General features: G+C 43.6%; 14 protein-coding genes. 7 read left to right on the top strand and 7 right to left on the bottom strand.

The features are described 5' to 3' along the window. Positions 1 to 146: 146 nt before the first annotated feature. From ilvD to ACA086_RS05415, 5 genes are read left to right on the top strand one after another with little or no spacing between them, the layout of a single operon-like run. Positions 147 to 1,841 (top strand): dihydroxy-acid dehydratase, encoded by a 1,695-nt coding sequence (gene ilvD / locus ACA086_RS05435; protein WP_371002330.1) that lies wholly within the window; start codon positions 147 to 149, stop codon positions 1,839 to 1,841. A 38-nt stretch (positions 1,842 to 1,879) separates the two neighbouring features. Beyond that, positions 1,880 to 3,613 (top strand): biosynthetic-type acetolactate synthase large subunit, encoded by a 1,734-nt coding sequence (gene ilvB, locus ACA086_RS05430; RefSeq protein WP_371002329.1) that lies wholly within the window; start codon positions 1,880 to 1,882, stop codon positions 3,611 to 3,613. A 5-nt stretch (positions 3,614 to 3,618) separates the two neighbouring features. Continuing rightward, positions 3,619 to 4,149, top strand: a complete 531-nt coding sequence (gene ilvN, locus ACA086_RS05425) for an acetolactate synthase small subunit (protein ID WP_371002328.1) — start codon at positions 3,619 to 3,621, stop codon at positions 4,147 to 4,149. Positions 4,150 to 4,171: 22 nt separating this feature from the next. Then, entirely contained in the window at positions 4,172 to 5,647 is a 1,476-nt protein-coding gene (ilvC, locus tag ACA086_RS05420) for a ketol-acid reductoisomerase (RefSeq protein WP_371002327.1), read from the top strand. Positions 5,648 to 5,686: 39 nt separating this feature from the next. Then, complete coding sequence (locus ACA086_RS05415) at positions 5,687 to 7,279, top strand: NADP-dependent glyceraldehyde-3-phosphate dehydrogenase (RefSeq protein WP_371002326.1); 1,593 nt, start codon at positions 5,687 to 5,689, stop codon at positions 7,277 to 7,279. A gap of 17 nt (positions 7,280 to 7,296) precedes the next feature. Here the strand turns inward: ACA086_RS05415 and leuB are convergent, their stop codons facing one another. The 5 genes from leuB to recG all read right to left on the bottom strand — a co-directional run bounded on the left by leuB (position 7,297) and on the right by recG (position 14,220). Then, positions 7,297 to 8,352: a 3-isopropylmalate dehydrogenase gene (gene leuB, locus ACA086_RS05410; RefSeq protein ID WP_371002325.1), complete on the bottom strand. Its 1,056-nt coding sequence runs from the start codon at positions 8,350 to 8,352 to the stop codon at positions 7,297 to 7,299. Positions 8,353 to 8,375: 23 nt separating this feature from the next. Further along, on the bottom strand, positions 8,376 to 9,869 hold the full coding sequence (locus tag ACA086_RS05405) for an alpha-isopropylmalate synthase regulatory domain-containing protein (RefSeq protein WP_371002476.1): 1,494 nt from the start codon (positions 9,867 to 9,869) through the stop codon (positions 8,376 to 8,378). A gap of 101 nt (positions 9,870 to 9,970) precedes the next feature. Further along, positions 9,971 to 10,567: a 3-isopropylmalate dehydratase small subunit gene (leuD, locus tag ACA086_RS05400; RefSeq protein WP_371002324.1), complete on the bottom strand. Its 597-nt coding sequence runs from the start codon at positions 10,565 to 10,567 to the stop codon at positions 9,971 to 9,973. A 14-nt stretch (positions 10,568 to 10,581) separates the two neighbouring features. Further along, positions 10,582 to 11,997 carry a 3-isopropylmalate dehydratase large subunit gene (gene leuC, locus ACA086_RS05395; RefSeq protein WP_371002323.1) on the bottom strand — a complete coding sequence of 472 codons (1,416 nt, stop codon included), beginning with the start codon at positions 11,995 to 11,997 and terminating at the stop codon, positions 10,582 to 10,584. A 117-nt stretch (positions 11,998 to 12,114) separates the two neighbouring features. After that, entirely contained in the window at positions 12,115 to 14,220 is a 2,106-nt protein-coding gene (gene recG / locus ACA086_RS05390; RefSeq protein ID WP_371002322.1) for an ATP-dependent DNA helicase RecG, read from the bottom strand. Positions 14,221 to 14,282: 62 nt separating this feature from the next. Between recG and ACA086_RS05385 the strand changes: the two genes are divergently transcribed. After that, positions 14,283 to 16,388 carry a M1 family metallopeptidase gene (locus ACA086_RS05385; protein WP_371002321.1) on the top strand — a complete coding sequence of 702 codons (2,106 nt, stop codon included), beginning with the start codon at positions 14,283 to 14,285 and terminating at the stop codon, positions 16,386 to 16,388. Continuing rightward, positions 16,385 to 17,296: a patatin family protein gene (locus ACA086_RS05380; protein WP_371002320.1), complete on the top strand. Its 912-nt coding sequence runs from the start codon at positions 16,385 to 16,387 to the stop codon at positions 17,294 to 17,296. Before ACA086_RS05385 ends, ACA086_RS05380 begins: the two co-directional genes overlap by 4 nt. A gap of 5 nt (positions 17,297 to 17,301) precedes the next feature. On the opposite strand, the gene ACA086_RS05375 is transcribed toward ACA086_RS05380, so the two are convergent. Next, on the bottom strand, positions 17,302 to 17,820 hold the full coding sequence (locus ACA086_RS05375; protein ID WP_369749271.1) for a hypothetical protein: 519 nt from the start codon (positions 17,818 to 17,820) through the stop codon (positions 17,302 to 17,304). 104 nt (positions 17,821 to 17,924) lie between these two features. Continuing rightward, complete coding sequence (locus tag ACA086_RS05370; protein ID WP_371002319.1) at positions 17,925 to 18,734, bottom strand: hypothetical protein; 810 nt, start codon at positions 18,732 to 18,734, stop codon at positions 17,925 to 17,927. Between the last annotated feature and the right edge of the window lie 14 nt (positions 18,735 to 18,748).

Genomic DNA, 18,748 nt, shown 5'->3' with positions numbered 1-18,748 from the left:
TAAAACCGTATTAAAATATTGATATACAACATGTTAACGCTAATCAATGGACATTGAATTTATCGTAGCATACAATGTAAATTCAGACGTGGTTTTTAAACAAGTATCTTTGAAACCTATAGGATTTATTAAGAAAACCGGCACATTTGGGAAAGACTAGCACAGAATTAAATAAATACAGTAAGAATGTCACACAAGATCCTACTCAGCCCGGAGCGCAAGCGATGCTATATGCAATCGGACTCAGCGAGGAGGATTTAAAAAAACCCCTTATCGGGATAGGAAGTACAGGATACGAAGGAAACCCCTGTAATATGCACCTTAATGACCTGGCCCAACATGTAAAGAAAGGTCTTGACGAAAAGGGGTTGGTAGGTCTGGTGTTTAATTCCATCGGCGTCAGTGATGGGATATCCATGGGAACCTATGGGATGCGTTATTCCCTGCCATCCAGGGATATTATTGCCGATTCGATGGAGACTGTTGTGCAGGCGATGAATTACGATGGCCTGGTGACGGTTGTCGGTTGTGACAAAAACATGCCTGGAGCTCTAATGGCAATGATCAGACTAAACAGGCCATCAATCCTGGTTTATGGAGGTACCATTGCGTCAGGATGCCTGAATAATAAAAAACTAGACATTGTAAGTGCTTTTGAAGCATGGGGGGAGAAAGTGGCCGGCACCATGAAGGAAGATGAGTTCAAGCAGGTCATTCAGAATGCCTGTCCTGGAGCGGGTGCTTGTGGAGGAATGTATACGGCAAACACCATGGCATCGGCTATCGAGGCTCTGGGGATGGCTATGCCCTATAACTCTTCTAATCCGGCAATAGGTTCAGAAAAAGAAGTAGACTGCCTGAATTCGGGCCGAGCCTTGAGAAATCTTATTGAGAAGGATATAAAGCCAAGTGATATCATCAGCAGAAAATCCCTTGAAAATGCAGTCAGGCTCATCACAGTATTGGGAGGCTCTACTAATGCGGTGTTGCATTTCCTCGCAATTGCCAGAGCTGCTGAGATTGATTTTACCCTCGATGATTTTCAAAGGATAAGTGATACAACACCATTTCTCGCCGATCTAAAACCTAGTGGAAAATACCTGATGGAAGATGTCCATAGGGTAGGCGGAATTCCTGCTGTTATGAAATTCATGCTTGAAAATGGCATGTTAAACGGGGATTGCTTAACCGTAACGGGTAAGACCATAGCAGAAAACCTAAGTGAGGTCCCGGCACTAAAGGAGGGGCAAAAGGTTGTACATTCCTTACAGGATCCTATTAAAGAAACGGGACACCTGCGCATTCTATATGGAAACCTGGCAGAAGAAGGTGCTGTAGCAAAAATCACAGGGAAAGAAGGCTATCATTTTACAGGTCCGGCCAAAGTTTTCGACGATGAATTCAAGGCCAATGAAGGAATTGGTAAAGGCCAGGTAAAAAAAGGCGATGTGGTAGTGATCAGGTATGAAGGCCCGAAAGGAGGACCCGGAATGCCGGAAATGCTCAAACCTACTGCCGCCATAATGGGAGCGGGATTGGGAAAAGATGTTGCTTTGATTACAGACGGTCGGTTTTCAGGTGGAACGCATGGATTTGTTGTAGGACATGTTTCCCCTGAGGCCCAGGAAGGAGGAGCGATCGGATTATTGAAAGACGGCGACATGATTACAATTAATGCTGTGGAAAACAGTATTAGTGTGGCATTATCTGAAAAGGAGCTGGAGAAACGAAGGAGCCAATGGAAACAACCCCCATTGAAAGTGCGAAAAGGGAGTCTGTACAAATACGCAAAAATCGTATCGTCAGCCTCTAAGGGGTGTGTAACCGACCAGTTTGAGTAGAAAAAGAAATATAAATATCGGTTTGAAAGGCAGTATTTATGGATACAATAACAAAAAAGAAAGCATCAGAAAAGAATCCTAAAACGATGAGAGTGAGCGGGGCAGAAGCAATTATACACTGTCTGCTGGCAGAAGGTGTCGATTTAATCTATGGCTATCCGGGAGGGGCTATAATGCCCGTTTATGATGAACTTTATAAGTTTCAGGATAAACTAACACATATTCTTACACGTCATGAGCAGGGTGCCACACATGCTGCACAGGGATACGCCAGAGTTAGTGGTAAAGTAGGTGTTGCCATGGCAACCTCAGGACCAGGGGCAACCAATCTGGTCACCGGACTTGCAGATGCCCAGATCGATTCTACCCCCATGGTTTGCATCACCGGACAGGTACCCAGGCATCTTTTGGGCTCAGATGCGTTTCAGGAAACCGATATTATCGGGATATCCACCCCTGTAACCAAATGGAATTATCAGATCACCAGGGCTGAAGAAATTCCGGGAATCATGGCCAAGGCATTTTTTATTGCCAGATCGGGGAGACCCGGACCTGTCCTGATCGACATCACAAAAAATGCACAATTTGACGAGCTTGATTTTCACTACGAAGCCTGCACAGGGGTTCGAAGTTATAAGCCTACGCCAAAAGTAACAGAAGCCAATCTGGAGCAGGCCGCCGAGCTGATCAATACAGCTGCGAAACCTTTTATCGTTTTTGGGCAGGGAGTTATTCTAGGGCAAGCTGAAAATGAACTAAAGGAATTTGTAGAGAAGTCGGGCATACCCGCTGCCTGGACCATCCTTGGTTTATCAGCGTTAAATACAGATCACCCGCTAAACGTAGGTATGGTAGGAATGCATGGAAACTATGGCCCTAATGTACTTACCAATGAATGTGATGTCCTTATTGCCATCGGAATGCGTTTTGACGACCGGGTTACGGGAAATCTTGAAACATACGCCAAGCAGGCCAAAATTATCCATATGGAAATTGACCCTGCTGAGATCAATAAAAATGTAAAAGTAGATGTGGCATTGCTGGGTAATGCAAAAGAAACATTGGGATTATTACTTCCCAGGATCAAAAAGAACAGTCATGAATCCTGGCGTAACGAATTCAGCTTGCGGTATGAGGAAGAGTTCAAAACAGTTATAGAAAAAGATCTGCACCCCACAAAGGAAGGATTAACCATGGGGGAAGTCGTGGAGGAAATAAATAAAGCATCAAAGAATAAAGCGGTTATTGTTACGGATGTAGGACAACATCAGATGGTGGCCTGCCGATATGCCAAGTTCAACCAGTCGAAAAGCAACATAACTTCCGGAGGTTTGGGAACCATGGGGTTTGCCTTACCGGCAGCCATAGGAGCTAAGATGGGAGCTGAAGATCGCGAAGTAGTTGCAATTATAGGAGATGGAGGATACCAAATGACCATTCAGGAGCTGGCGACCATTTATCAGAATAAAACGGCAGTAAAGATTGTCGTATTGAATAATGATCACCTTGGGATGGTAAGACAATGGCAGGAACTCTTCTTTGAGCGTCGATATGCTTCAACCGTCATGACCAATCCTGATTTTGTAAAAATTGCGGAAGGGTATCACATTAAAGCTCAACGGGTGACGGAACGAAAAAATTTAAAAGCCGCCGTTCAGGAAATGATCACTTCTGCAGAACCCTATTTTTTAGAGGTGAAAGTGGAAAAGGAAGACAATGTCTTTCCAATGATCCCTTCAGGTGCTTCCGTATCAGATATAAGATTAAAGTAAAAGTGATGGAGAAAAAATGGTTTACCATCTCAGTATATTCGGAAAACAATGTCGGATTGCTGAATAGAATATCGGGGATATTTTTAAAGCGACACATTAATATAGAAGGCCTAAATGTCTCTAAATCAGAAATAGAGCATGTGTCAAAATTTACAATTGTTGTAAATACCACCGAAGATTGGACAAGAAAAATTGTGGCGCAAATAGAAAAGCAAATTGAAGTAATCAAGGCTTTCTATCATACCGATGATGAGATTATATATCAGGAATCTGCCCTGTTTAAAATCGATTCACATTTACTATTTGACGAACGACAAATACAAAATATTATCAAGGAGAGCAATTCACAGATTGTAACTGTTTCCAGGGAATTCTTTGTCCTTGCTAAAACGGGCAGAAGGCATGAAATTGACGAAATGCACGATGAACTCGAGCCGTACGGGATTATGCAGTTTGTCCGTTCCGGTCGAATTGCAGTCACCAAAGCGACTATGCCCATTTCTGCTTTACTAAATGAATACGAAAACGAAAAATAACGAGATACAAACAACAACACGCATGACAAATTATTTTAATACACTTTCTCTGAGGGACAAACTGAAACAACTTGGACAGTGTCGTTTTATGGACACAACTGAGTTTACGGATGGTGTATCGGCACTAAAAGGAAAAAAGATTGTGATTATTGGCTGCGGAGCCCAGGGCCTTAATCAAGGCTTGAATATGAGGGATTCAGGGCTTGATATCGCCTATACGCTGCGCGAAGCTGCCATTTCAGAAAAAAGGACATCCTATGTCAATGCTACGGAAAACGGTTTTACGGTGGGCACCTATCAGGAACTGGTGCCTACGGCTGATCTGCTGATTAACCTGACTCCTGACAAGCAACACACCAATGTGATCAAAAACGTTATGCCGTTGATGAAAAAGGGGGCAACTCTTTCATATTCGCACGGTTTCAATATAGTTGAAGAAGGTATGCAGATCAGAAAAGACCTTACGGTCATCATGGTGGCACCTAAAAGTCCAGGTTCTGAGGTGAGAGAAGAGTACAAAAGAGGCTTCGGAGTTCCAACCCTTATTGCTGTGCATCCCGAGAATGACCCTGAAGGGAAGGGGCTTGCGCAGGCTAAAGCTTATGCTGCCGCCACTGGTGGGCATAAGGCAGGTGTGCTGGAATCTTCCTTTGTCGCAGAGGTTAAATCCGATTTAATGGGAGAACAGACCATCCTTTGTGGCTTACTCCAGACAGGGTCCATTCTGTGTTTTGACAAAATGATCGAAAAAGGAATAGATCCCGGATATGCCTCTAAACTTATTCAGTATGGATGGGAAACCATCACGGAAGGTTTAAAATACGGAGGAATTACCAATATGATGGATCGACTATCCAATCCCGCCAAAATTAAGGCATTTGATCTTTCGGAGGAGTTGAAAAATATTATGCGACCGCTCTTTCAAAAGCATATGGATGATATTATGAGTGGTCATTTTTCCAAAACGATGATGGAGGATTGGGCAAATGATGATAAAAACTTACTTAGCTGGAGGGCAGCGACAGGAGAAACTGCTTTTGAAAAAACACCAGCCGGGGACGATAAGATATCTGAACAGGAATACTACGATAACGGTGTCCTTATGGTTGCCATGGTCAGAGCAGGTGTAGAACTGGCTTACGAAGCCATGACTGATTCGGGTATTATCGGTGAGTCGGCTTATTACGAATCTTTGCACGAAACCCCCCTGATTGCAAATACCATTGCCAGGAAGAAGCTCTTTGAAATGAATCGGGTAATATCGGATACTGCAGAGTACGGCTGTTATTTATTCGATCATGCCTGTAAGCCTCTTTTAAAGGACTTTATGGAAAAGGTCGATGTGGATGTGATTGGGAAATCTTATGGCTCATCAAGAGATAATGGTGTGCCTAATGCGAGGCTTATTGAGGTAAATAAAGCTTTGCGGGAGCATCAGGTTGAACAGGTGGGTGCCCGACTTCGAGCATCGATGACAGCGATGAAACCTATCGTTTAAGGTTTTAAGTAAGATGAATCTTTAGAGAAAAAATAGCATATGAACACAGAAGTATCATTAATTCCGGATCCCTATAAGATCGACAAACAGATTCATCAGAAAACCTATTTGGTGAATGGAGAACTCAAAGCCTGGGACGGAGCCGTAACAGAAGTATTTTCAACAATCTCATCTACAGAAAAATACGAACGTACCATTCTTGGCAGTATTCCTGATTTGGGTGAAAAAGAAGCCATAGACGCCCTGGAAGGAGCCCTCGGAGCCTATGATCAGGGAAAAGGAGTATGGCCCACAATGAAAGTAAGTGACCGGATTGAATGCATGGAAAAATTTGTGGAGCAGATGAAAACCAAGCGCGATCAGGTGGTAAAACTACTGATGTGGGAGATTGGGAAATCATTACCTGACTCAATCAAGGAATTTGATCGAACTGTAGATTACATTTACGATACCATTGAAGATTACAAAGAACTCGATAGAAACTCGGCCAAATTTCACAAACATGAAGGTGTTTATGCTCATATCAGACGAGGCCCTTTGGGAGTCGTTCTTTGTTTGGGCCCGTATAACTACCCTTTAAATGAAACATTTGCGCTCCTTATCCCGGCCCTAATCATGGGAAATACCACCATTTTTAAGCCGGCTAAGCACGGGGTATTGCTGATCACTCCTTTACTGGAAGCTTTTAAAAACAGTTTTCCCAAGGGGGTTGTAAATATTCTATTCGGAAGGGGAAGAACAGTTGCCGCCCCAATAATGAAAACAGGAAAAGTGGATGTGCTGGCCTTAATCGGAAACAGTAAATCGGCGAATGCCCTGCAGGATCAACACCCAAAAAGTAACCGACTAAGGCTGGTGTTGGGTCTGGAGGCCAAAAATCCTGCTATTATTCTTCCCGATGCCAATATGGAGCTTACCATTGAGGAATGCATCACCGGGACCCTGTCTTTTAATGGTCAGCGTTGTACTGCCCTTAAAATTGTTTATGTTCACGAAGAAGTCAGGGAAACCTTTTTAAAACAGTTTGCCGCGAGGGTGGATGAGCTTAAATTTGGCAACCCCTGGGATGAAGGGGTAAAGCTTACGCCTCTGCCAGAACCCGGTAAGCCGGAGTACATACAGGAACTAATAGATGATGCCCTTGCCAAAGGAGCGAAAATCATCAATAAAAAAGGCGGAAAGCATTTTGATAACTATATCTGGCCGGCTGTTCTGTACCCTGTGACAAAAGACATGAGGGTTTACCAGGAAGAACAATTCGGACCTGTCATCCCGGTACTTTCTTTCCAGGATATCGAAGAGCCTCTGGATGATATGGCAGCCAGTAATTACGGCCAGCAGGTGAGCTTGTTTGGGAAGGATGTCTATACCCTGGCACCCCTTATCGATACCTTAGCCAATCTGGTTTGCCGGGTGAATTTGAATAGCTCCTGCCAGCGTGGACCCGATGTCTATCCCTTTACAGGGCGTAAGGATTCCGCCCAGTCAACCCTTAGCGTTCACGATGCCCTGAGGTCTTTTTCAATACGAACCTTTCTGGCATTTAAGGATAATGAGATCAATAAGGAAACTGTAAATCAGTTGTTGGAAACCAAACTGTCTAACTTCACCAGTACGGAGTATATCCTCTAAAGCCGGGTAACTAAAAATTATATATTTTTTGCAAGCCAGTCGCCCACTTCACTGGTCTTGTGTCCCTGGCCTTTATCGGCGAGGTCTTCGGTGACAATTCCTTTTGAAAGGGATTTGTTTACCACTTCCCTTATGGCTTCCGCTTCCTTAGACAAGCCCAGGTCGTCAAACATCATGGCTGCAGACAAAACCGTTGCCAGGGGATTTGCGATGTCTTTTCCGGCTGCCTGAGGGTAGGAACCATGGATGGGCTCATAGAGGCCTATAGATTCTCCCAGCGAGGCCGAGGGCATCAGTCCCATGGATCCGGAAATAACCGAAGCCTCATCTGTAAGGATATCACCAAAAAGATTTTCTGTAATAAGCACATCGTAGGAATTAGGCCATTGTACCAGGCGCATAGCCACGGCATCCACAAACTCGTAGGACACTTCAACTTCAGGATAGTCCTTTTCCATTGCCTGCACGGTTTCCCTCCACAAACGCGAAGATTCAAGCACATTAGCTTTATCCACACAACAAAGTTTTTTGGATCGCTTCATGGCCATTTCAAATCCCTTTTTAGCCAGTCGTTCTACCTCCATTCGCGTATATGTACAAGTGTCAAATGCGGTATTTCCATTATCTTCCCTCCCTCTTTTTCCAAAGTAAATACCTCCGGTGAGTTCCCGTAGAAAAACCAGGTCGGTGCCTTCAATTCTCTCCCTTTTCAGGGGGGAACGGTCAATCAGAGAAGGAAAAGTAAACGTAGGCCTTACATTGGCAAACAGTCCAAGTTTCTGCCTCATCTTTAACAACCCCTGTTCAGGCCTTACTTTTGCCGAAGGATCATTGTCGAATCTGGGATGTCCTATAGCACCGAATAACACGGCATCCGAATTTACGCAGATGTTATGAGTGTCGTCGGGGTAGGGGTCTCCCACAGCATCTATGGCCGCCGCACCGGTCAATGCGGGTTTCCAGTGAATCTTGTGATTAAATTTACTTGCTACGGCATCGCAAACCTTTACGGCTTGTTCCACAACTTCAGGACCGATACCATCTCCGGCCAATAGGGCAATAGTTAATTCCATAAAAAAAGCTTTGTTTCTGGAGGTTAAATAATGTTGAGCATTTTTTCTGTCGCCTTGATGGCGGATACGGTCTGATCTGAATCAAGTCCTCTGGTTGTGAATTCTTTATCTTCCCATTGCCATGTGATTATTGTTTCGCATAAGGCATCCGAATTACTGCCAGGGGGTATTCTAACCGCATAATCCACAAGGTTGGGCAAACTTTTTTTCTTTGCCCTGTATACTTTCCTCAAGGCGTTCATAAAGGCATCAAATTGCCCATCTCCCTGTGCGTGTTCTTCAATGCTCTCGCCCTCAAACTCCACGCAAATAGTTGTGGAAGGCTGGAGGCCTTTGGCATGGGTAAGGACATATGATTTCACAAACACCTTCTGCTGGTAACCATCACTGTCCAGAACATCGGAAATAATATAGGGCAGATCATCTTTGGTAACCCTTTCCTTCTTGTCTCCCAATTCGATAATCCTGGCGGTAACCTTTTTAATTTCTTCATCGTTTAGTGTAAGTCCCAACTCCTGAAGATTCTTCTGGATATTGGCCTTTCCCGATGTTTTCCCCAGGGCATATTTGCGTTTTCTACCGAATCTTTCAGGCAAAAGATCATTAAAGTATAAGTTCTTTTTATTGTCTCCATCTGCATGTATACCAGCGGTTTGAGTAAATACGTTGTCTCCAACTATTGGTTTGTTGGCAGGGATGACAAAGCCAGTAAATGCCGAAACCAATTTACTCACTTTAAAGAGAGAAGATTCCTGTACATTGATCCTGTATTCAGGTAAAAAATCATTTAATACGGCCACTACACTGGCAAGTGGAGCATTCCCTGCTCGTTCTCCCATCCCGTTCACGGTAAGGTGGAGTCCCTGGCACCCCGCTTTTACCGCTTCCATTACATTGGCAACACTGAGATCGTAATCGTTGTGTCCGTGAAAATCGAAATGTATCCCGGGGTAACGTTGTACAATCTTTCCTATGAATTCACCTGTTTCCCCCGGTGTTAGAACTCCCAATGTATCCGGCAATAGGACGCGCTTTACGGGTTGGGTAGCAAGAAAATCCAGGAAACTAAAGACGTATTCAGGAGAATTACGCATTCCGTTACTCCAGTCCTCTAGATAGACGTTGGTTGAAATTCCCAGGATCTGGGCTTGTCTTATTACCTCTTCAATTTCTTTAAAATGCTCTTCGGGTTTTTTCTTTAGTTGATGGGTAAGGTGATTAAGCGATCCTTTAGTCAGCAGGTTTTGTACTTTGGCACCTGCCTCTTGCATCCATTCTAATGATAGTCCTCCGTCTACAAAGGTGAGTACTTCTACACGCTCTTCAAATCCCTGATCTATTGCCCATTCCAGGATGTTTTTTACCGACTGAAATTCTCCTTCTGACACCCTTGCTGAAGCAATTTCAATACGATCAACCTTTAATTCTTCCAGCAACAGCTTCGCCATTGTCAGTTTCTCAGAAGCCGAAAAGGATACACCGGATGTCTGCTCCCCGTCTCTCAACGTAGTATCCATAATTTCTATGGTTCGCTGTGTTACAATACCTTTTTCCGGAGTTTTTTTCCGTGGTTTTTGTGAGGGGGATAATGCGGCTTCAGGCATGACGTAACAATATTTTATAAAGGCAGACCGCCGGCAAAGTCTTCGATCTCGTCTTTCATACTTAGAAGATAATCTATGTCGTCATATCCGTTAAGCATGTTTTCTTTTTTGTAAGGGTTGATGTCGAACTCTTCCTGTTCTGAACTCCCACCAATAGTAATGGTTTGAGAAGGAAGATCAATGGTAAATTCAGCCTTGGGGTCCTTTTCAATGGCTTCAAAGATCTTTTGGAGGAAGGCCGGACTCACCTGAACGGGTAAAACACCAATGTTAAGGCAGTTATTCCTGAAAATATCAGCAAAAAAGCTGGAAACCACACAGCGAAAACCGTAATCGTAAATGGCCCATGCGGCGTGCTCCCTCGAGGATCCGGAACCAAAATTTTTACCACCAACCAGGATCTTGCCCTGGTAAATAGGATTATTCAATACAAAATGTTCTTTAGGACTATTGTCCGGGTGGTAACGCCAATCCCGGAACAGGTTGCCCCCGAATCCTTTACGCTCCGTAGCTTTTAAAAACCGGGCAGGGATAATCTGATCTGTATCCACATTCTCGATAGGAAGGGGAACAGCGCTGCTTTTAAGTACGTTAAACTTATCGTAAGCCATAATTTAATGGGGTTTTAAGCGGTTTCTAATTCCATTAATTCCCTGGGATCGGTAACCCTTCCGGTAACAGCAGCTGCTGCTGCCACCAACGGACTCGCCAGTAAGGTACGAGCTCCGGGCCCCTGCCTTCCCTCAAAATTTCGATTTGAAGTACTCACGGCGTATTTCCCTGCCGGTATTTTATCATCATTCATAGCCAGACAGGCCGAACAACCAGGCTCTCTTAACTGAAAACCGGCTTCTTCCAAAATAGCCAGGATTCCTTCTTTTTCTATAGCTTCTTCAACCCGATGCGAACCTGGAACCAACCAGGCTGTAACATGATCTGCCTTTTTCCGACCTTTAACCACCTCTGCAAAGGCTCTGAAATCCTCTATTCGGCCATTGGTACAACTTCCAAGGAAAACAAAATCAATCTTTTTACCCAGCATGGCATCTCCTTCTTTGAAATCCATGTATTCTAGTGATTTCCTGTAAGTGGATACGCCTCCATCCATAGATTCCGCCGTGGGAATCCCTGAAGAGATTCCTATGCCCATTCCCGGATTGGTCCCGTATGTAATCATAGGCTCAATTATAGATCCATCAAATACGATCTCTTTATCAAATTCCGCATCTGCATCGGAATACAAAGTTTTCCAATAGGCCATTGCCTTATCCCATTCTTCGCCTTTTGGTGTGAATTCTCTTCCTTTGATATAGGTGAAGGTCTTTTCATCCGGAGCGATCATTCCGCCCCTTGCACCCATTTCAATACTCAGATTGCAGACAGTCATCCTGCCTTCCATAGACATATTCCTGAAGACTTCCCCAGCGTATTCCACAAAATATCCGGTAGCCCCGGAGGTAGAAAGTTGGGAAATTATATAGAGGGCTACATCCTTGGGAGTTACTGCCTTGTTCAAACTTCCATCTATGGTAATCCTCATTTTCCTGGGTTTGGGCTGCATGATACACTGGGTAGACAATACCATTTCTACTTCTGACGTACCTATTCCAAAGGCTATAGCACCAAAGGCCCCGTGCGTAGAGGTATGCGAATCACCACAGACTACAGTAACCCCGGGGAGGGTAATGCCATTTTCAGGCCCAATAACATGAACGATTCCATTTTTCTGATGCCCAAGTCCCCAATAAGGTATTCCATGCTCCTTGGCATTCTCTTCCAGTGCCTTCAGCTGATTCGCTGAAAGAGGATCTTTTACCGGAAGGTGCTGATTAATTGTAGGGGTGTTGTGATCGGCAGTAGCAAATGTACGTTCAGGGTAGAGGACCTTGCTATTGCGATTTTTCAACCCCAGAAATGCAACCGGACTGGTAACTTCATGTACCAGGTGCCTGTCTATAAATAAAACGTCGGGACCTTTCTCAATTTTTCTTACTACATGAGAATCCCATACTTTGTCAAATAGTGTTCTCCGTTCACTCATTGTCAATGTTTTCTAAGCCCACAAAACTAAATCATAGGGAATTGAATTGAAATTTTACCAATTGAAAATTACGATGTTCAAACTTCGGATATTGCCACCTTACCATCCTGGTAAGCACTAGCTGATGTAATTCCAGATGTTCTTATTCTTGATTAGTTCAAGATATGTGATCCTGAGCGGGAGGTTTTTTTCGAGGATCAGATCAGGATCTTCCTGCAAGACACGCATGGCGTAGAATCGCGCCGTTTTAAGGATGTCATTGTCTTTTACAATATCGGCAATTTTGAGGTTCAGAAGTCCGCTTTGCTGCGTTCCCATCAGATCTCCCGGACCACGTAGTTTCAGATCCACTTCGGCAATTTCGAAGCCATCATTGGTCCTTGTCATTGTTTCCAGGCGGGTTTTGGCCTCTGAGGATAGTTTCTGCCCTGTCATCAGAATACAATAACTCTGTTCGCCCCCACGCCCAACTCGGCCGCGTAACTGGTGCAACTGTGAGAGGCCAAATCGTTCTGCACTTTCAATAATCATGACGGTCGCATTTGGGACGTTAACACCAACTTCGATGACCGTAGTTGCCACCATGATCTGGGTTTCCCCTTTCACAAAGCGGATCATTTCGTAATCCTTATCATCAGATTTCATTTTCCCGTGGACGATGGAAATCTGATAATCCGGAAGGGGAAAATCCCTTACCATGCTCTCATATCCATCCATAAGATCTTTATAATCCAGGGCCTGGGATTCTTTGATAAGAGGATACACTACGTAAACCTGCCTGCCTTTCTTTATTTCCTCTTTGATAAATCTGAAGACTTTTAATCTGTTTGTATCATAGCGGTGGACTGTCTTCACAGGTTTTCTCCCGGGGGGTAATTCATCTATCACCGATATGTCGAGGTCACCATACAGGCTCATGGCAAGGGTACGGGGGATGGGGGTTGCCGTCATAACCAGAATATGTGGGGGAATCTCATTTTTATGCCATAATTTTGAACGCTGTGCCACTCCAAATCGGTGTTGTTCGTCAATGATGGCTAGTCCCAGGTTATTAAATTGTACCTTGTGTTCAAGCACGGCATGTGTACCCACCAGAATATGAAGACTGCCATTTTCCAGGGCCTCATGTATCTCCTTCCGATTTGATTTCCTGACAGAACCCGTTAGAAGGGCTATGGAAACATCCATTTCCCCTAGGAGTTCTTTAAGACTGTTGAAATGCTGATTGGCGAGGATTTCAGTGGGAGCCATCAGGCAGGACTGGTAACCGTTGTCAAGTGCTAGTAACATACACATCAGCGCTACAATCGTCTTTCCTGAGCCCACATCACCCTGCAAGAGTCGGTTCATCTGGGCATTACTCCCTAAATCGGCCCTGATCTCCTTGATCACCTTTTGCTGCGCCCCGGTCAGTTGAAACGGAAGATACTCTTTGTAAAAGGTGTTGAATTTTTTCCCTACGTGCTGAAATGGAAAGCCCTTTATCTTTTTTTTTCGCAACAGATTCTTTGAGATAAGCTGTACCTGTATAAAAAAGAGCTCCTCAAATTTCAACCTGAATTGGGCCCTTGCCAATTTATATTGATCCCTGGGAAAATGTATATTCAGCAATGCCTCCCTTCGGGATATGAGCTTGAGATCCTCCAGGAGGGTTGTCGTGAGTGTCTCGGGAAAGGCGCCCCTGGTTTCAAGAAAGAGTTGTTGTACAAGTTGACTTAGCACTTTATTAGTGATCCCTTTATTGCTGAGTTTTTCGGTAGAAGGATAAATAGGTTGCATCTTGATGCGCAATCCTTTTTCATGATCAGACAACAATTCCATGTCCGGGTGCGGCATAGAAAAAACACCATTGAACCACTGCGTTCTGCCAAAAATGACATAGGGTACATTGAGCTTCAGCTGTTCTTTGAGCCATTTGTGCCCTCTGAACCACACTAATTCCATTTCGCCGGTTTCATCCACAAATCGGGCGACGAGTCGTTTCCCCTTTTTTTGTTCTACCGTTTTTATGTGAACAATCCTGCCAGTAAGTTGAAGTTCTGCAGAATTACGCTCCAGCTCATTTATTTTGTAGTATCGCGTCTTGTCAATATAGCGGTTGGGAAAGTGGTGGAGAAGGTCGCTGTAGGTTTCAATTCCCAGTTCTGATTGCAATACCTGCGCCCGGTTTGGGCCTACCCCTTTGAGATACGTAATCGGGGTTTGCAAAAGATTGGGTTTCATTTGTCTAAATTAATGGTTACAAGCTTGAACTGCAACAGATCAAAATACTAATTTTGGGAAGTATGAGTAGATTCTTAAAGCCGGGCCTGATTCTTTTCTTTTTCTTATTCCGACTTTGTCATGTTGCAGGGCAGGAAGGAAGTGCATCCGACTTTCTGCGCGGGGAGATTATGATTAAGGTCGATCCATTTAATGAGTCAGTTCAGGGGCAGGTACAGTATCATTTTAGCGTTGATAACACTGTTGATTCTGTTTATCTCGATGCCAGAGCGATGAACATTAGTAAAGTAAACCTCAATGGAAGAAAGGTTCGATACACCTATGATGGGAGATATCTGGTTCTATCCAGAAAATACCGGGAAAACAAGGAATATTCTATAGACATCCATTATTCCTGCAAGCCTGATCAGGCGATGTATTTCCTTGGCTGGAATGATACAATTCCAGGCAACGAGCAGGTGTGGACCCAGGGACAGGGCAAATACAACAGTCATTGGGTTCCAAGTTTTGACGAGATGTCAGAGAAGGTCAGCTTTAGTATCAGCATTGATTTTCCTAAAGGCTATGAAGTGATATCCAATGGCAAATTAGCAAAAACAACCGATCATAATCAAACCAGCTCCTGGCATTACGAGATGATTAAACCCATGAGTAGTTACCTCCTTGCCTTTGCCGGAGGACGATACAGTTCTGAAAAGCAAATTTCGGCTTCGGGAAAACCCCTTTATCTTCATTATTACCCACATGATTCGTTAAAGGCAGAACCTACATATCGGTACACTAAAGAAATATTCGATTTACTTGAAAAAGAAATTGGGGTGCCGTATCCCTGGCAGAACTACAAGCAGGTGCCGGTACGTGATTTCCTCTATGCCGGGATGGAGAACACTGGGGTGACGTTATTTTCAGATAGCTTTATGACAGACTCGACGGCCTTCAAGGATCGGAATTATGTTAATGTCAATGCCCACGAACTGGCACATCAATGGTTTGGCAATCTTGTTACCGAACAGGATGCCTCCAGCCATTGGCTGCATGAAGGATTTGCAACCTATTATTCATGGCTGGCCCAAAAGGAATTCCTTGGGGAAGACCATTTCTACTGGATGCTGCTTGAAAAGGCAAACGAACTGGCAAATGCCGACAGGGAAGGGGAGGGGACATCCCTTCTTGATCCCACAGCTAACAGCCTTACGTTTTACGAAAAAGGAGCCTTTGCATTGCTTATGCTTCGGGAGTATTTAGGAGATGAGAACTTCAGGCGAGGAGTACAGGAATTTCTAACGGCCTTTTCATTTAAAAATGCCACAGTGGACGATTTTCTTGCACAATTAGAATCAACATCCGCCACTTCGCTTAAAAGCTTCCGGCAGCGTTGGCTTGAAAGTAAAACATTCCATGAAAAAGAGGTTAATCAGTATTTACGTAATTCATACCCTCCAATAGATCAGTTTTTTAAGGCGCGGTTAGAACTTATCTCCAGCACAGAGGATAATGAAGTAATAATTAAAAAGTTTTGGGGAAATACAACTTCCTCCGAATTCAGAAAACGTCTGATACTTCAGTACCACAGGTCACTCTCCACTGAATTCCTGAAAAAGGCCTTTAATAGTGCCGACTTCAAGGTAAGACAGGCCCTTTCCTTTCTCCCAGGCCCTATACCCGAAGAGCTGATTGAGGATTACGAGTCTTTATTGAATGACAAGAGCTATATTACCCTTGAGAATGCATTGTTCAAACTCTGGATACTCAGACCCGGACAACGGAAGACATACCTAGACAAGTGCAGGGGAATTACCGGCTTTTCCAATAAAAACATCAGGCAATTATGGTTGCTTTTGGCTATCTTGACCAGGGATTACCTTCCCGTTGAAGAGCTGGAGGAGTATACAAAAGAGCTGTTTTCTTATACGGCGGAACCGTATCCAATGGAAGTAAGGCAGCTGGCTTTTCAACTCATTGGTGAAGTTTTTCCTTATGAAGATAAAAATCTTAAGGATCTGGTCAACGCTGCCGTTCATCCGGCATGGCAATTTCGCCAATTTGCTAGGACCATCCTTAAAGACCTGATTAGTGATGAAGTACAGGAGGAAAGATTGAGATCCCTGCTGAATGAACTTAAAGGCGAGGAATATAAATATTTGTCAAACGAATTAAACGAGGAATGAGAGCATTGGTAATATCAGGAGGTGGTAGCAAAGGCGCATTTGCCGGGGGTGTAGCTCAGTTCCTTATGGAACAGCAGAAGCACCAATACGATCTGTTTTTGGGGACGTCTACGGGCAGCCTTTTGATTTCCCATCTGGCACTGCAGAAAATTCAGAAAATCAAGGAAGTGTACACCTCAGTTACCCAAAATAGTATTTTTAGTAACTGCCCATTTACAATTCAAAAGAAACACGGGGTATCCAATATTGGGATAGCCCACTGGAATGTGCTGAAAAACTTTTATAACGGCAGTAAAACTTTCGGCGAAAGCCACAATCTACTGAAGCTTATTAAGAAAACTATTACTCCGGAAGAATTTGAAATCCTGAAACACGGACCCAAGGATATAGTGGTAACCGTATCGAATTTATCCCTGAACCAGATCGAGTACAAATCCATTAACGACTTTGAATACGATGATTTTTGTGAATGGATTTGGATTTCCTGTAATTACACCCCATTTATGAGCCTGGTCAGGAAGGAAGGCTGTGAATATGCAGATGGGGGTCTGGGCAGTATGGTGCCGATCGAGGAAGCTGTAAAACGAGGGGCTAAGATTGTAGACGCCATAATCCTGCATACAGAAACCACCCATTTTAACCGTATGCCTTCAAGAAATGCATTTTCCCTTCTTACGAATATGTTTGCTTTTATGCTCGATCGTATCGAACGGCAAAATATCCGTATCGGAAAGTTTGTAGCCAACAACAATGACGCGATTATCAACTTTTACTACACGCCTATAGTTTTAACTACCAATTCTCTCATCTTTGAGAAAGAGAAGATGACTGCCTGGTGGGAGAGTGGATTTCAATATGCCGAAGCAAAAAGCCACCAGCAAAGTCAGTTACAGATAGAACTTGAATAGAGGGGCTACCAGAGATCACTAATTTCTTTTTTGACGAATGCAAGCGCAGTAGCCGACGGAGATTGCTTGTCCATTGTTTCATTCAGGATATCTTCCCTAAGCTTGTCTGCAGAATCTGATTCGCTCATCCCTGCACGACGTATTGCTTGTATTGTAGCACTTTTAGCGGCCTTAATTACATTCCAGCATTCATCACTCATATAGATCTGCTGTGATAAATTGTGATCAAATTCATTTTCTATATTCCTGATGAGCAGGTTTTCATAGGCTGCTTTATCCGCCGAAACAGGAGCTACCCGAACTACTAAATTTGGAATGGAAATTCTTTCGAGGAAAAGTGCCAGACGCTCATAAGCCTGTAAACGTATTGGAAGCGCACTCTTCTGAGAATCTTTGTGCAGAAGATAACGCCTTCTGCCTTCTTCATTTTTGGTATGTAATCTAAAAAAATAAAAAGCAACAGCCCCTGTGACTACTGCCGGTAATAAATAGCCGAATAGTTGTAAAATTCCGTCTCCGGTCATAATTTTTTGGTGTTTGATTTGATTTCTGAAACTACAACGCAGGGATCAAATAAAAAGTATACCAGATCCGGGTTTGTCCGGAAGCCAGTTTAACTCATTTTGATCTATTTCATCATATCCTTTACGGTCCTGTAAAAGGTGTCATAAGGGGGTTGTACTTTAATCCGGGTACTGGTTTCTATCCCGCTAAAGCCGTATTCACTTTTACCTGTTGCCTCTAAGCGCAAGGGTGCAATTCCGAAATTTTCAGTTAATACTGTGACTACACCTGCAGCCTGCAATGAACTGAGGGCCCAGTTGTTTTTTAATTTCAACTCTTTAAAATCGAGAGCATTGCTGTTGGTTTCTACTGTAATCTTAAGCTCGGGATATTTTTTGAGAACCGCTGCTATTTTTTCCAATACCGGCAAGGCTTCGGCAACTACCTCAAAGTTTCGGTCTACTTCCTTAAATAGAAATACGTTATTAAGAACCAGCGTTACAGCTCCGTTGCTCAGGCCTGTTTTTACCTCTGTTCCCAGGTCATTTTTAAAATTGGTCAGCAAAGCAAGGGTGAGGGAATCAGTCTGAGTAAGCGCAGCACTTATATTCTTTAACTGATTTTCCTTTGATCTGAGTGTCTCCAGCGACTTACTGATATTTTCGGTTTTCTTGTTTGAGAGTTCAGTGAAATTGGTCAGATTCTGCAATAAGGAGGCATTAGTGGCTCTTAACTCTTCCATTTGAAAATTAACCGCCTCCATCTCAGCTTTGTATTTGGCTGATTCCCGCTTTACCGAGGATAATTCAGTCTGCAGTTGTTGAATTTCAGCTTCTTTTTCCTCCAACTGAAATTGAAGCTCTTTTTTACTCTGACTTATACCAATACTGCATATTAATATCATCAGCAATATTGTTATCCCTTTCTTTTTCATTTCTCTTTTGTGAT

The sequence above is a fragment of the Muriicola sp. E247 genome (assembly GCF_041358175.1).
Classification (GTDB): Bacteria; Bacteroidota; Bacteroidia; order Flavobacteriales; family Flavobacteriaceae; genus Muriicola.
This window is presented reverse-complemented; position numbering and strand designations above follow the sequence as displayed.

Coding starts and splice junctions, on each gene's coding strand:
- ilvB (WP_371002329.1), top strand. CDS start 1,880: ATGGATACAATAACAAAAAAGAAAGCATCAGAAAAGAATCCTAAAACG.
- ilvN (WP_371002328.1), top strand. CDS start 3,619: ATGGAGAAAAAATGGTTTACCATCTCAGTATATTCGGAAAACAATGTC.
- ilvC (WP_371002327.1), top strand. CDS start 4,172: ATGACAAATTATTTTAATACACTTTCTCTGAGGGACAAACTGAAACAA.
- ACA086_RS05415 (WP_371002326.1), top strand. CDS start 5,687: ATGAACACAGAAGTATCATTAATTCCGGATCCCTATAAGATCGACAAA.
- leuB (WP_371002325.1), bottom strand. CDS start 8,352: ATGGAATTAACTATTGCCCTATTGGCCGGAGATGGTATCGGTCCTGAA.
- ACA086_RS05405 (WP_371002476.1), bottom strand. CDS start 9,869: ATGGATACTACGTTGAGAGACGGGGAGCAGACATCCGGTGTATCCTTT.
- leuD (WP_371002324.1), bottom strand. CDS start 10,567: ATGGCTTACGATAAGTTTAACGTACTTAAAAGCAGCGCTGTTCCCCTT.
- leuC (WP_371002323.1), bottom strand. CDS start 11,997: ATGAGTGAACGGAGAACACTATTTGACAAAGTATGGGATTCTCATGTA.
- recG (WP_371002322.1), bottom strand. CDS start 14,220: ATGAAACCCAATCTTTTGCAAACCCCGATTACGTATCTCAAAGGGGTA.
- ACA086_RS05385 (WP_371002321.1), top strand. CDS start 14,283: ATGAGTAGATTCTTAAAGCCGGGCCTGATTCTTTTCTTTTTCTTATTC.
- ACA086_RS05380 (WP_371002320.1), top strand. CDS start 16,385: ATGAGAGCATTGGTAATATCAGGAGGTGGTAGCAAAGGCGCATTTGCC.
- ACA086_RS05375 (WP_369749271.1), bottom strand. CDS start 17,820: ATGACCGGAGACGGAATTTTACAACTATTCGGCTATTTATTACCGGCA.
- ACA086_RS05370 (WP_371002319.1), bottom strand. CDS start 18,734: ATGAAAAAGAAAGGGATAACAATATTGCTGATGATATTAATATGCAGT.